The sequence below is a fragment of the Bacillus sp. IT-79MI2 genome, assembly GCF_949768135.1.
GTDB classification, from domain to species: domain Bacteria; phylum Bacillota; class Bacilli; order Bacillales; family Bacillaceae_G; genus Bacillus_A; species Bacillus_A pseudomycoides.
Map to the genome: position 1 here is coordinate 1 of NZ_CATKPV010000052.1, position 13,712 is coordinate 13,712.

Annotated in this window: 18 protein-coding genes; 8 read left to right on the plus strand and 10 right to left on the minus strand. The window is 37.2% G+C overall.

Annotation, left to right across the window (positions count from 1 at the left end; genetic code table 11):
- Positions 1-97: 97 nt before the first annotated feature.
- Entirely contained in the window at positions 98-391 is a 294-nt protein-coding gene (locus ACM6HU_RS10230) for a hypothetical protein (protein WP_141522328.1), read from the minus strand.
- A 194-nt stretch (positions 392-585) separates the two neighbouring features.
- On the opposite strand from ACM6HU_RS10230, the gene ACM6HU_RS10235 reads away from it, so the two are divergent.
- The 3 genes from ACM6HU_RS10235 to yunB all read left to right on the plus strand — a co-directional run bounded on the left by ACM6HU_RS10235 (position 586) and on the right by yunB (position 3,140).
- Positions 586-1,977 carry a bifunctional metallophosphatase/5'-nucleotidase gene (locus tag ACM6HU_RS10235; protein WP_077295358.1) on the plus strand — a complete coding sequence of 464 codons (1,392 nt, stop codon included), beginning with the start codon at positions 586-588 and terminating at the stop codon, positions 1,975-1,977.
- 67 nt (positions 1,978-2,044) lie between these two features.
- Positions 2,045-2,347, plus strand: a complete 303-nt coding sequence (locus ACM6HU_RS10240) for a YunC family protein (RefSeq protein ID WP_003201652.1) — start codon at positions 2,045-2,047, stop codon at positions 2,345-2,347.
- Between the two features lie 55 nt (positions 2,348-2,402).
- The gene (gene yunB / locus ACM6HU_RS10245) at positions 2,403-3,140 is read left to right on the plus strand and encodes a sporulation protein YunB (RefSeq protein ID WP_016132180.1); all 738 of its coding nucleotides are present in this window, start codon (positions 2,403-2,405) and stop codon (positions 3,138-3,140) included.
- Positions 3,141-3,296: 156 nt separating this feature from the next.
- Here yunB and ACM6HU_RS10250 read toward each other — a convergent pair whose 3' ends face one another.
- Complete coding sequence (locus tag ACM6HU_RS10250) at positions 3,297-4,295, minus strand: M23 family metallopeptidase (protein WP_003208964.1); 999 nt, start codon at positions 4,293-4,295, stop codon at positions 3,297-3,299.
- 190 nt (positions 4,296-4,485) lie between these two features.
- On the opposite strand from ACM6HU_RS10250, the gene lipA reads away from it, so the two are divergent.
- Entirely contained in the window at positions 4,486-5,382 is an 897-nt protein-coding gene (gene lipA / locus ACM6HU_RS10255) for a lipoyl synthase (RefSeq protein ID WP_003201659.1), read from the plus strand.
- 108 nt (positions 5,383-5,490) lie between these two features.
- Here lipA and ACM6HU_RS10260 read toward each other — a convergent pair whose 3' ends face one another.
- From ACM6HU_RS10260 to ACM6HU_RS10275, 4 genes are all read right to left on the minus strand, one after another.
- Positions 5,491-5,967 (minus strand): YbaK/EbsC family protein, encoded by a 477-nt coding sequence (locus ACM6HU_RS10260; protein ID WP_016132179.1) that lies wholly within the window; start codon positions 5,965-5,967, stop codon positions 5,491-5,493.
- A 19-nt stretch (positions 5,968-5,986) separates the two neighbouring features.
- Positions 5,987-6,697 (minus strand): N-acetyltransferase, encoded by a 711-nt coding sequence (locus ACM6HU_RS10265; RefSeq protein WP_077295395.1) that lies wholly within the window; start codon positions 6,695-6,697, stop codon positions 5,987-5,989.
- 28 nt (positions 6,698-6,725) lie between these two features.
- On the minus strand, positions 6,726-7,295 hold the full coding sequence (locus ACM6HU_RS10270; RefSeq protein WP_016132177.1) for a histidine phosphatase family protein: 570 nt from the start codon (positions 7,293-7,295) through the stop codon (positions 6,726-6,728).
- 89 nt (positions 7,296-7,384) lie between these two features.
- Positions 7,385-8,164: a YhfC family intramembrane metalloprotease gene (locus ACM6HU_RS10275; RefSeq protein ID WP_016132176.1), complete on the minus strand. Its 780-nt coding sequence runs from the start codon at positions 8,162-8,164 to the stop codon at positions 7,385-7,387.
- 167 nt (positions 8,165-8,331) lie between these two features.
- Between ACM6HU_RS10275 and ACM6HU_RS10280 the strand changes: the two genes are divergently transcribed.
- Entirely contained in the window at positions 8,332-9,066 is a 735-nt protein-coding gene (locus ACM6HU_RS10280; RefSeq protein ID WP_016112383.1) for a MerR family transcriptional regulator, read from the plus strand.
- A 39-nt stretch (positions 9,067-9,105) separates the two neighbouring features.
- Here the strand turns inward: ACM6HU_RS10280 and ACM6HU_RS10285 are convergent, their stop codons facing one another.
- Positions 9,106-9,684, minus strand: a complete 579-nt coding sequence (locus tag ACM6HU_RS10285) for a YhcN/YlaJ family sporulation lipoprotein (protein WP_016112382.1) — start codon at positions 9,682-9,684, stop codon at positions 9,106-9,108.
- 148 nt (positions 9,685-9,832) lie between these two features.
- Between ACM6HU_RS10285 and ACM6HU_RS10290 the strand changes: the two genes are divergently transcribed.
- Positions 9,833-10,105: a YutD family protein gene (locus ACM6HU_RS10290; RefSeq protein WP_371388589.1), complete on the plus strand. Its 273-nt coding sequence runs from the start codon at positions 9,833-9,835 to the stop codon at positions 10,103-10,105.
- A gap of 112 nt (positions 10,106-10,217) precedes the next feature.
- On the opposite strand, the gene ACM6HU_RS10295 is transcribed toward ACM6HU_RS10290, so the two are convergent.
- The 3 genes from ACM6HU_RS10295 to glpX all read right to left on the minus strand — a co-directional run bounded on the left by ACM6HU_RS10295 (position 10,218) and on the right by glpX (position 12,350).
- Positions 10,218-10,718, minus strand: coding sequence for a hypothetical protein (locus ACM6HU_RS10295; RefSeq protein WP_016132175.1), 501 nt, complete (start codon positions 10,716-10,718; stop codon positions 10,218-10,220).
- Positions 10,719-11,093: 375 nt separating this feature from the next.
- Positions 11,094-11,360 carry a DUF3055 domain-containing protein gene (locus ACM6HU_RS10300; protein ID WP_003208880.1) on the minus strand — a complete coding sequence of 89 codons (267 nt, stop codon included), beginning with the start codon at positions 11,358-11,360 and terminating at the stop codon, positions 11,094-11,096.
- Positions 11,361-11,378: 18 nt separating this feature from the next.
- Positions 11,379-12,350: a class II fructose-bisphosphatase gene (glpX, locus tag ACM6HU_RS10305; protein ID WP_016112379.1), complete on the minus strand. Its 972-nt coding sequence runs from the start codon at positions 12,348-12,350 to the stop codon at positions 11,379-11,381.
- 147 nt (positions 12,351-12,497) lie between these two features.
- On the opposite strand from glpX, the gene ACM6HU_RS10310 reads away from it, so the two are divergent.
- Together ACM6HU_RS10310 and ACM6HU_RS10315 are read left to right on the plus strand one after the other, a co-directional pair.
- Positions 12,498-12,938 carry a DUF86 domain-containing protein gene (locus tag ACM6HU_RS10310; protein ID WP_003201498.1) on the plus strand — a complete coding sequence of 147 codons (441 nt, stop codon included), beginning with the start codon at positions 12,498-12,500 and terminating at the stop codon, positions 12,936-12,938.
- Between the two features lie 81 nt (positions 12,939-13,019).
- On the plus strand, positions 13,020-13,652 hold the full coding sequence (locus ACM6HU_RS10315; RefSeq protein WP_016132174.1) for a helix-turn-helix transcriptional regulator: 633 nt from the start codon (positions 13,020-13,022) through the stop codon (positions 13,650-13,652).
- Positions 13,653-13,712: the final 60 nt, after the last annotated feature.

Sequence of the window (13,712 nt, forward strand, 5' to 3'; positions counted from 1 at the left end):
GACATTATATCCAAGTGCCAATATTAGTCATTAGGTAAAAGTGAAGCGCCCTGTTTGCAGGGCGCTTTTTTACTTGGTCGCAAATATATCGGTGCTTTTACGGTTCTCTAAATCCAAATGCTCCAATAAGAACAGGGATGAGTAATATGAAAATAACAGCTAGAAGTGGAACAAAAATACCGACAAACTTCCATTTGCTTGGTTCGTTCTTGTTTATAGCTATCATGCTGAATATGAGACCGAGGATGATGCAAGCGGTGCTAATAAAAAAGAAAATGATTGGTAAAAAACTTAAATTTGCTGCAAGGGCATAACTGAGTGAAAATGAAACAACTCCAGCTAATGTAACCCACAGAGAGAGAAAGCTATATTTGTTAAACAAAGGAATCACCCCCATACATCCATTTTAGTGTGAAAATTTTCTAATTAAAAGGTATCTTTTTGCTTTTTCCTCCAATGAGAGTACAATGTAAAATAGCAAGAAAAGGCGAAAAGTATTTACAGGATTATTGCAAGTAGATAGCGTAAAAGGCAGTAAGGAATTGAGAGGAGGTTTTTTCTCTGGATATAAATAAAGAAACAATCATTCACCTTTATCATACAAACGATATACATAGTCATTTTGAAAACTGGCCGCAAATTTCTCGGTTTGTACAAGAAGAGAAAAAGCGCAGACAGAAAGCAGGAGAATCTGTTTTCACATTAGATATTGGCGATCATGTGGATCGTTTTCATCGTATAACGGAAGCAACGAATGGCAAGGGCAATACGAAATTATTAAACGAAGCGCTATATGATTATGTAACGATTGGAAATAACGAAGGAATTACATTAGCGAAGGAGCATCTTGAACATTTATACGATGAAGCGAATTTTGAGGTGCTTGTAGCTAATTTATTTGAAAGAGATGGAACGCGTCCTAATTGGGCAAAACCGTACAAGCTGCATACAACTGCAGATGGAGTTACGATCGCTTTTATAGGCTTAACGGTAGCTTATCCAGAGTTCTATGAAATGCTGGATTGGCATATTGAAGATCCAATTGCACATTTGGAAGTAATTTTAGAAGAAGTGAAAGAAAAAGCTGATGTTACTGTCGTTCTTTCTCATCTTGGAAAGAATGCAGATGAGTATATGGCAGAGCATTATGATATTGATGTTATTTTAGGGGCACATACGCATCATTTGTTTGAGCGTGGTGTTCTTGTGAAGGGGACCTTGCTTTGCTGCGGAGAAAAGTGGGGGCATTATGTCGGACATGTTCAGCTAACGGTGGATCTAGAGACAAAAAGAGTGACAGAAAAGGATGGGAGAGCGATTCGTACAAATCGTCTGTCAGCTTACGGAGAGTCATTGCCGACGATTGAAGCGTTAGAGAAAGAAAGCGAACTTATTATGGCAGATCCGATTGTTGAGTTAAAAGAACCATTGCCGATTGATTGGTTCCAGGAGACACAAATTTCCCGTATGTTAGCAGGTGCATTAAAAAAATGGTGTAATGCGGGAATTGGGATGGTCAATGCGGGTGTGTTATTAGAAGGATTAGAAGAAGGAATTGTAACGCGCGGAGATATCCACCGCATTTGTCCACATCCTATTAATCCATGTGCACTAAAAGTAAAAGGAAAAACATTACGAGATGTTATTTTAAAAGCACGTCGTCCAAATATGGAACAACTTGAGGTAAAAGGCCTTGGTTTTCGCGGGAAAGTTATGGGGAAAATGATTTATGATGGTCTGGAAGTTACATTAGATACGATTCCTGGAAATAAAATTTTACTCGAAGATGTATTGATTAATGGAGAATCATTAGAGTTAGAACGTATATACACTGTCGGAACGATTGATATGTTTACATTCGGGTACTTATACCCAGAACTATCCACACTTTCTGAAAAACAATATTATATGCCAGAGTTATTGCGAGATGTGTTAACAGAGATGTTGATAACTTATACATCTTCCATCAAACTATAGGCTAGTTAACCTGTAACACTCATTTTTCTCTTTTCATAAAGATAAGAAAGAGAGGAGTGTATGAACTATGGTTAATGTGGAACCAATTATCATTGATAACTATACGTTTATAGCGGTTAGCGTAAAGCTTCCGAAAACAAATTTGTTGGCTGTTATGAGCGATAAGGGATATATTATGTGTGGAGCTTTAGATGTCGGCCTATTAAACGAGAAGTTAGGGGACCGAGGTATTATTGCTGGCCGCGCAGTTGGTGTGAGAACGATTGAGCAGCTTCTTGAAGCGCCGCTTGAATCGGTAACGACTGAAGCCGAGGCTCTAGGCATTCCAGCAGGAACAATTGGAAAAGATGCTTTATTAAAAATGATATAAGTATATATCGTCCCTCTTTCTTGCATAGAAATGATATAAGAAGGAGGGTTTTTTTATGCGTACATTTCGTCCAAAAGCTTCGCGTTTCCGAAAAGGACCGCTCCCCTTTCGGCATGTACTACTCATTTCGTTTATCATTTTTTTATTGTTAACTTTACAAGGATTCTGGATTGTGAATAAAAGTATTCAACCTACATTAATAAAATATGGAGAAACGCAGACACATAAAATGGCAACGGTTGTGATGACGAAAGCGGTAAAGGATCGAATTAAGGAAGGATTTGATGTGGATTCATTAATGAAAGTACAAAACGATAAGAATGGAAGAGTATCCACAATCGATTTAAATACAAAGCAAGTAAATGAGATTTTGACATCGACTACTGCATACATAGAGAAATATTTGCATCAAGTGGAGAAGGGGAATATGAAGGCACTCGGTCTTCCAGAAGAGAGCGGAGTGTCAATGTCTGTTCCTCTTGGACGCATAACGGATAATGCACTCCTTGGTAATTTAGGGCCGGATATTCCGATTGATTTTACAACAATTGGTCATGTGAATACGGATATTAAGCAAAATGTAAAACCGCATGGAATTAACAATACAGCGATTGAAGTTGTTATGGAAGTGCAGGTTACGCTACAGGTAATTATTCCATTTCGTACAAAAGAAATTACAGTAAAACAAAATATCCCAATTGCAACACGAATTGTACAAGGAGAGGTACCATCTTATTATGGAAGCGGCGGAGTTGTTATGCCAGATAGTAAGGGGAAGAAAGCGGATGATTAGTCATTCGCTTTTTTGTGTTTTATTGGTTTTTTAAGTTAATACTAAAAACATGGAAATTTTTATCAAATGAAGCAAGGAATTAACAAAATATGTATTATAACGGATGAGTAAGTTTGAAAAGACATTATAGTACTTAAAAGGAAACAACCGTAGCAATTAGCTACGGTTGTTTTTTAAATTCGCACGTTCTTTCCGCTCCCACAAACTTAAATGCATATACGGATCAAAGGCCCATTCTGTATACCCGTTGTCTTTATATAATCCAAAGTGCAAGTGTGGTGGAAACTTTCCAGCTGTACCAGGAGGTCCATAACCTGTGTTACCAACGAAGCCAAGAACGGTTCCTGGTTCTACAATTTGTCCTAGCTGTATTTCTTTAGAAAAGCCACCTAAATGTGCGTAATAATGATAATTGTTATATAAATCGCGAATGCCGATGCGCCAACCACCAAGGCGATTCCAACCCTTTGTTTCAATAACGCCGTAGCAGGTAGATCTTACTGGTACACCGTGCCTTGCGAAAATATCGGTGCCTTCATGAATACGTCTTCCTCCAAAACTCCGCCCAGCGCCAAATGTACTACGGTAGCTATTGTCGCTATGGACAGGAAGAGGGAAGGCATTCCCTTCTAAGTTAATACGACCATAGTGCTTATAGATTCGAGCATATTCGGTAATTAATTCAACTGTTTTTGCACGTCTATAATATTCCCAGAGCATAATTTTAATACGGTCTTCTGAAGTCCCTTGCTTTTTTATAATAGTTGCCATTGTATGCAAAAGATCTCGGTCGTTATTTGCATTTGCAATTCCGTCTTTATCGCCATCTAAACCAATCCCTCCAAACAGAGAAATCGTATGGGGAAGAGTATCGTTAGTAGAACCATTGGCAGGTCCAGCCCACATTTCTGGTTTAAAGTAAATTGATATGATAGCATCGGGCTTTTTCGGAATATCTTTTCTTACGCTCCGTATATTGCGTTCATATTGATCAATTGCGGCTAAATAATACCATGGAATATTAGCATCTTTTTCAGTTTCTTTATATAGTGTCATGCGCTTTTCGTATATTTGATTTTGATTCACTTCACCATAGGCAATGCCTTGCCCAAGAAGAAAACAAATAGAAAGCAATAAGGCAATCTTTCGAAGCATAAAAATAAACTCCTTTCACAACATCACTCTTTTTAGTGTGGGATATACGAGATATTTCATTATAGTAAATCATTGGTAAAAATTCTTGGAATCTTCATTTGAGCAAATCGCTTTCATACGTTAGAATAGATATGTTACATTGAAAGAAGCGAACACGGTAAACTATTTCATATTGTGCGGAGTTGATAACATGACAAAACAAACAGAATATAAGCGCAAGCCCGAATGGTTGAAAATTAAGTTAAATACAAATGAAAACTATACAGGCTTAAAGAAAATGATGCGTTCTAAGCAGTTACATACCGTTTGTGAAGAGGCGAAATGTCCGAACATTCACGAATGCTGGGCTGTAAGAAAAACAGCAACGTTTATGATTTTAGGTGCGGTTTGTACACGTGCTTGTCGTTTTTGTGCGGTTAAAACAGGCTTACCAACGGAGCTTGATTTACAAGAGCCAGAACGCGTAGCAGATTCTGTAGTACACATGGGCTTAAAACACGTTGTTATAACAGCGGTTGCACGTGATGATTTGAAAGATGGCGGAGCTGCTGTTTTTGCTGAAACAGTGCGCGCTGTTCGTCGCAAAAATCCATTCACGTCTATTGAAGTACTGCCATCTGATATGGGCGGGGTAGAAGAAAATTTAAAAATGTTAATGGATGCAAAACCGGATATTTTAAACCATAACATTGAAACAGTACGTCGATTATCTGACCGAGTTCGCGCTAGAGCAAAATATGATCGTTCATTAGAGTTTTTACGTCGTGCAAAAGAAATGCAACCTGATATTCCAACTAAATCTAGCATTATGGTGGGACTGGGTGAAACAAGAGAAGATTTAATTGAAGCAATGGACGACTTACGTGCGAACAATGTGGATATTTTAACACTTGGACAATACCTACAACCATCTAAAAAGCATTTACCAGTTATTAAATACTACACACCAGCTGAATTTGCAGAGTTAAAAGAAATTGCTCTTAGCAAAGGATTTAGCCACTGTGAAGCTGGCCCGCTTGTTCGTTCTTCTTACCATGCAGATGAGCAAGTACGTTCTGCAAAAGAAAATACAGCACAAGCAAAATAATAGTAAAAAATCCTTCTTAGCGTGAAAACTAAGAAGGATTTTTTACTTCAAACACAACTAAATAGGAAAGAATAAAGTAAACAATGAAGGAAGTTTTACCGCGGTTTTTCAATTTGTTTTTCTATATTCTAAAACGGTATTTTGACATATGGATAAAATCTTTTTCAATTCTTCTGTGGATAATTCAATTGTAAATTCCGGAACACCCGGTGTAATTAAAATTTTGTCATAGGCATAGACGGAACTATCCACAATAATTGTTACATTCTGTGAATAACCAAAAGGAGCGACGCATCCCGGAATACATCCTGTTTGTTCTCTTAGTTCATCAGGTGAACAAATTGATAAGCGCTGCCCCGTGATTTCCTTCATTTCGTTTTTCTCAAGACGAGTTCCTTCCAATGTGAAGAAAACGTAATAGGATCCAGATTTTGATTTTAAAAATAAGCTTTTACTTGGAGCACCCTGCAAGCCAAGGCGTTCACGAACAACACGATCTGTTTCATAATCGAGAACTGGTTCGTGTTCAAATTTTTCATAAGAAACATTTGTCTTATGTAATAAAGAGATTACTTCTTCGTACATATTTTTGTAATGCCCCTTTCTATATTTGTTGCATGTTCAACATGACTTTTTCAAATTTTTTTGCACTTAAAATTTCATGTGTTAAAAATTCTCCGTTATAAAAAGCTCCGTATGTCGTGAAGGCACAAGGAGCATGTTGCGCATCTTCTCGCGATGTCAACTGAATGCATTCGAAAGGGATATGATATTGCTGAGTGATATTGGCTAATTCTTGATGAATGTAATAATCAGTATAAGGACACTGATTTGTATAATAGACAACCAAGCCGTTTTGATTCGGAATCTTCATGTCTTTGGCGCTTGCTGTGAAATGTGGTGAAGGAGCATTTGGATCAAGTTTGTATACAAGTAATTCAAAATAAGGCGGTGCTGTATCACATACTTGAAACCCTTTTTTCTTTAAGTAGCTGCCATCTGATAAATAGGGGCGTTTTTTCTTGCTTGAAATAACAACGATTCCATGCTTTCCTTTCGCTTTAGAATCTTGCATACATTCTTCTAAGAGCTGTGCACCATAGCCTTTCCCTTTAAAACGCCCCGATACCCAAAAGCAATTGATGAATGTGTATCCTGGTGCAGAGATAGGCACCCATGCATACTCAGCTGGAATGTGTTCAATGAACACCTTTCCTTTTACATCTAGCTTTTTAAACATAAGTCCTTCTTCAAATCGATCTTTTAGCCACTCTTTTTTTAGCTCGACACCACGTTTCACTTTTTTGTCTGACATTGCACAGCAGATATGTTCTTGTTCAATATTATCTCGTGTAACAATTTTCAACGGTCTTCCCCCACAATCTGTGGATTGTCGTTTGTTCATCAAGTGTAATTTCGTAAATATCAGGATTGCTTAAGTTTTTCCATTCTAGAAAACCAATCCGATTATCAAAGTACTTTAAAATGAGCGTTAATAAATTTCCATGTGTAACAAGTAATGTTACTTGGTGTTCTTGTTGTAAAATGTCTTGAATAAGCGATGCGACGCGGTCCATCGCTTGTTTTGTTGACTCTCCGCCTAAAAAGGCAATATCTATATTTGTAAAAGTATATTCTAGTTTTTGTAGCCAATCTTCCATTGGATTATTGCTTAATATGCGTTCCTCTAGGCGCTCATCTTCGCCTACGGGTAGATTGGTTCGTAATGCAAATGGTGCAATGGATTGAATGGCTCGAGTAAAAGGGCTTGAAATAATGGACTCTATTTGCAGGTTATTCTGTATGAGAAAATTAGCAAGAAAGTGTGCTTGTTTTTCCCCTGCAATTGTTAGTGCTGCATCTCGTTCTTGTCCAGTTGCTGAACAGTGACGTACTACGATAAGTTTTTTCAAAATCCATCCCTCATTTTTCAAGTTGACCATACATACTTCGACAAATAGGAAAAAAATCCTCTATAGAAAAAAGCTAAGCTCACGTGGGCTTAGCTTTTTTCTGATTCAATTGTTAATTTGTCTTTCATTTTACGAATAAGAATGAAAGCGCAAATTGTAAAAATAAGCGTGATTCCTTCTGCAACAAATATGTTGATAACTTGCTTTTGATAAAGAGCTGCAAAGAAGTCTATAAATGCATGGAACAAGCCGGCATATATAACAAAAATATATTTCTTATGTTTTACGCCGTATAATACAAGCATTGAGAAGGCGATTTGTAAGACCAAAGCTAAGATTCTTTCTAAGCTACCAAGTAGGTAGAGATAGGAAGGAGTGCTAAGTAATAAATCTTGCACTTGACTGAGCTGAGGGGCTTTTTCAATAAGTTTTGAAAAACTTCCATTATTGATTGAAATAGCAAAGTATAGAGTTTGAAGACTAGCTAGAGCCCCAATTGAAATAGATTCAATCCCTCCGTGTCCAATTCCATATGCTAAACCATCTTTATATTCTTGATATTTCTTAAGTAAATAGAAGAAGGCTATGAATCGACCTGCTTCTTCAAAGATAGCGGCAGTAAGTCCACCATAGATGGCATAAAGAAATGGGTTTTTCAATATTTCCGATGTTGTTGGATTGCCCAGCATAAATACGTGAAAAGGTGTTTCGAGAATTTGTGAAAATCCAATAAAGATAAGAACCCCAACACCAACAACTTTCCAGTTTATATGATATTTTTTTCGAAAATAAACAAGTACAATAATTGGAACTAGAACCGAAATCGCTAGTTGCACAATCATACTGGTAATTACAGCATTTGAAACCATATTTTTCACCGCTTTCTAATATATGTACATATATATTATGCCTGAATTTTAAGGGAATGTGGAGTGGAGGAGCTTTTAGTCATAAAAAACACATAATTTAATAATCATTTTTTATTGACTCTCACGTTACGTAATATTTTATTGTATGTATTAAGGGAGGCGAAACAATGACAATGAGGGTAAAAGAAGTAGCTGATTTAGTTGGTATTAGTGTGCGCACACTGCATCATTATGATGAAATTGGGTTGTTAACCCCAGATGAGACGACAGAGTCAGGGTATCGTCTGTATTCCAATGAAAATTTAGAGACATTGCAGCAAATTTTATTTTTTAAAGAGCTTGGCTTCCCTTTAAAGAAGATTAAGGAAATTATCATGAGTCCTTCATTTGACCGGGAAGAAGCGCTTCAATTGCATAAGAAAATGCTGCTCGAGAAGCGAGCTAGACTGGATAAGGTGATTGCGACAATTGATAAGACAATTAAGCATACAAAAGGAGAGATTCAAATGACGAATAAAGAAAAATTTGAAGGATTTGATTTCAGTCAAAACCCATATGAGCAAGAAGCACGTGAGAGATGGGGAGACGAAGCTGTGGATAAAGCGAATAAGACAGCAGCTGGCATGCCTAAAGAAAAGCAAGAAGAGTTTAATGGTATTTATAGAAAGCTGGCTACACTTCGAAATGGCGCGCCTGATTCTAAAGAAGCACAAGAAGCAATTCAAGAATGGTACGATTACTTGCAAAACTTCGGTCAATATTCATTAGAGGCATTCAAAGGATTAGGTCAAATGTATGTAGATGATGAACGTTTTACAAAAAATATTGACCAATTTGGAGAAGGTTTAGCACAGTTTATGTGCGATGCAATGGCGGTATACGCAGATAACCGTAAAAAATAAAAAGATGGGGCTGTCTCAAGTGGGCAGCCGCCATCTTTTTTATTTTTTAAGCATGTCATTTAATGTTTGATTCTGCGTATTATTCAAATGCGGATTTTTCCCCATTTCACGTTTTAGCATATCAAGGCTTTGTTCATATTCTTTATTGTTTAATGTACCAGATTGCAGGCCTTGAATTTGCGTGATCAATTTTTGGTCTGTTGATACATATGCTTTATAATAACGGGGAACGATGGATAAAGCCGTTTTATATACTTGATCTGTTACAAGAGCAGGATCGTTTGTTTTTGCTTTGTATACAACAAATACTTCGTCATCGGTCACAAGTGTAGCAGCATTTGTGACATCCGGAAGATTTACTGTCATACTTGTAATCATTTCAGCTACCTTCTCGCGGTTAATGGCACCCACTTGTTTGTTAGATACTTCATGTTTTTGTTTAGAGGAGTATCCGACTCTTGTAAGCTTTGTATTTGTATTTTCTGTATGATACATGTCGTTTTTATTGGAGACAAGAACGCGGCTGCCTTTTTCATGTTCCATTTCCGCTTTATTTGTCGAGTAGCAACCTACAAATAAAGAGAGCGTGAGAAGAGAGAGTATCATTTGTTTTTTCAAGATGTATCACCTCCTTCTCCATAGCATTTACTACTTTTCAATTTTTTGTATTTGAAATTGTTGGTTGTTAGGCTTTGTGATACGATAAAAAGAAGAATGCTTAGAAAGGAAGTTAATGATGGAGCAAAAGCAGGAGATTCATGCTACAATGAGCATTAATAATGTTCAATACGAAGTAATTAAAGACTATCGTAACGGTTTTCGTGAAGAAGCATTTAAAGAACGCTATGCAGAAATTTTAAATAAATATGATTATATCGTTGGTGACTGGGGGTACGATCAACTCAGATTGCGCGGCTTCTTTGATGATAGTAACCAACGTGCGACATATGATACGAAAATTAGTACACTATCGGAGTACTTATACGAGTACTGTAATTTTGGTTGTGCACACTTTGTATTACGAAAAGTGAAGAAGTAAAAAGAATTCCTCTTACGATAGGCGTAAGAGGAATTTTTTTTACTCAAGTATAGGGCTTTGGTTTACTTGAAAAATAAAACAGCGCCGCGGCAAATATAATCATTTATCCCCTTTACAAGCAAATTGAAATAAGATCACCTTCTGAAAGGGTTGTATTTGGTTTCATCTGTTGTCCGTTCAACTGAATGTGTCCGTTTTTCATTCTGTCTACAATCGTGGTGCGGCTCCAATCTGAAATATACGCAGCGAGTGCTTTATCCATGCGATGAGAGCCCAAAACTGTTTCTAATACAATGGTTAATTCTGTAGTGCCAGCTTCTTTATATTGCATAATCGAGATAGTAGTGATCATCTCACCTTGTTCTTTTTGAAACACATCGATCGTTTCAACATGATCAGAAAAAGACTTATAAATGTGAAGTTTCTTGTTCCACGTATGTCCTTTTGAGCATTTATAAATGGCAAAGCGGTAAATGTTCTTTCCATTTGCGTTATGCCTACGAACGTTTATGTCAGTAAAAAGGGTGGTATGCCCGCAATTTTTACAATGTTTTTCGACTGTCGTTTCAAATTCATTTTCATATAAATTCCAAGAAAGTTGTACTTTCTGCATTTTCCTTCACCTCGTATATATTGGGTAAAGGAACGTAATACAGCTATTTGGATGTCTTGCAGTATGAATAGGGAAGAAATAGACAAAAATAAAAGGAGGGTCCCTTAAGAGGAACCTCCGTAAACATCATACTACAGATGCGTTACGTTCCTTTGTAATGGGAAATGAACAGACTACTCCCTTGATAAAGCACACAGCTTTTTTGAGAGTAATGCTATTCAATTGCTGATCCATTACAAAGTAAATGTTGGCATACGTAGTAGACGTCCTTTCTTCCAAATAGATTTGCTCATAAGTATAACATAAAAGATTGAAAATTCAAAACTTTGTTATGTATAAAAAACACCAGCTATCGAGGTAGCTGGTGCCATAATATTATATAAGTTCAAATAAGAATGAGCGAAGTTCTTCTGCAATCTCTTCAGAGACAGAAAAAGCGTGCTCTAAGTAGCCGGGTTCGTTTAAATCGTCAGTGCCGATGATTGCAAATTTATTACGCTGCATATCAAGGACAATTGTTTTACCGTAATGGCGATCGGAATATAAAAGCGCTAAATCGTGGCGCTCATTTTCTCCCATAAAGCTAACGAAACGCGTTTTTGTATCGACTGTATCGTCGTAAAGAAAGAAACGTTCTTCCATACTACACAGGCTCCTTTTTTAAATATCTAAGTTTAAGTGAGGCTTATGATCTAAATGGTGATGCGTTTTAATAAAGCGTACCGTTCTTGTTTTGTAGCGCATAACGATAGAATATGTTTCTGCTAAGTCTCCGCCAAGGAATTTCACACCATCTAATAACTCGCCAGCAGATACGCCTGTTGCTGAGAAGATTGCGTCGTCACCAGATACTAAGTCATCTAACATAAGAAGTTGACGAGGATCTTCTAATCCCATTTTACGGCAACGTGCTTCTTCTTCTTCGTTCATTGGAACTAAGCGTGCTTGCATTTCGCCTTCAAGACATTTTAGTGCTGCTGCAGAGATAACGCCTTCTGGAGCGCCGCCAATACCAACGAATAAGTCAATACCTGTTCCTGGAAGAGCTGTTGCGATTGACGCACCAACATCTCCATCACCGAATAGTTTTACACGTGCACCTTTTGCGCGAACACGGTTAATAATATCTTGATGACGTTCACGTTCTTGGACGATAACCGTTAAGTCACGAATTTTCTTATTGTTTGCTTCTGCTACAATATCAATTGTTTTTTCAATTGGATCATCTAAGCTAATTTTACCAGCTGCTTTTGGACCAACCGCGATTTTTTCCATGTACATATCCGGAGCATGAAGAAGGTTTCCTTTATCTGCGACTGCAATAACTGCCATTGCATTTGCAAGACCTTTTGCAACGATGTTTGTCCCTTCTAATGGATCAACGGCGATATCTACTTCTGGACCGTTACCTGTTCCTAGTTCCTCACCAATATATAACATTGGTGCTTCATCAAGTTCTCCTTCACCAATTACAACAGTACCTGCCATGTTTACTGAATCAAACATATCACGCATAGCGGTAGTTGCTGCATCATCTGCTTCGTTTTTCTTTCCGCGGCCCATCCATTGTGCGGATGCTAAGGCTGCTGCTTCTGTTACACGGACAATTTCTAATGCGAGTTCACGTTCCAAGGTGACATTCCTCCAATTTCAAAAATCATACAATTATAACTATAACAAATAACGCGTGAAAGGTGAATTCGAAAAATTGTCGATTTTTTCAGAAGAAACGGTTACAATTAAAATGTAAATGCTTTAATTTCCAGGTAGGTGACATTCATGTACTTTGTAGACAGAAAAAAAATAGAGCAAATGTTAGCATGTTTAGAACAAGTAGTAGATACATTTCAAGAGAAGCAAGAATATGAAACGGATTTTGAATATTACGCATTAGAGCGTATGTCGCATCTCATCATTGATTGCATACTAGATGTTGGAAATGCAATGATTGATGGATTTATTATGCGTGATCCAGGGAGTTATGAAGATATTATTGATATTTTAATGGACGAAAAAGTCATAAGTGAGGAAGAAGGAAAAGGGATAAAAGAAGTGATTGTTCTTCGGAAAATGCTTATGCAAGATTATATTCAAATGAACCATGAAGAATTATATACAACGATTCAAAAACAAATTGCCGTGGTACAAAAATACCCTGCGAATATTCGCCGTTACTTAGAAAAGGAATTAGGGCCTGTATCTGCATTTGTAGCAGAATAAGCGCATGGATAAGATCCCCATTAACCTTTTTGGGGGTCTTTTTTGTCTATGGGAACGGCTCAAAAGAGAGAAGGATGAGAAATGGGGGAAGCACGTACAACGAAGGAAGAAATTGTACAGCTTTTAAAAATAAATGGTGAACAAACAGTTGCATCGTTAGCTGAATCTTTAGAGATTACGGAGATGGCAGTACGTCGTCATTTAAGTAAGCTTGAGAAAGAAGAAATCATTCAGTCGAAAATGGTGCGTCAACATGTGGGAAGGCCAACATATTTATACGGCCTAAGTCAAAAAGGAGAAGATTCGTTTCCGAAAGATTATAAGCAATTTGCTTTAGAAGTGTTAGAGGATTTAGAGTCAATCGGTGATGAAACACTTGTTAATGCTATTTTAAAGGCGAGAACGAATCGGATGGAGGAGCAATTACAAAAGCGAATGAGCAGCCAAGATAATGTATTACAAAAGCTCCGGGAAGTTGCCGCTATTCAAGAGAAAAACGGATATATGGTACAGGTGAAGCAAGAGGGAGAAAACTCATACATATTACAAAAACAAAATTGTCCATTAAAGGCTGTTGCTGAAAAATATCCACAGCTTTGTTTGGAGGAAGAAAACATGTATAAGCGGTTGTTTTCTGATAAAAATGTGAAAGTGTTATCAAATATGTGCAATGGTGACTGTCACTGTTCGTATCACATACAAGAGAAAAAATGAACGTTATGGGACGCTTTTAGACGAAGCGTTTTTTTCTTTGGAAAAAGCGGTTAATATAAG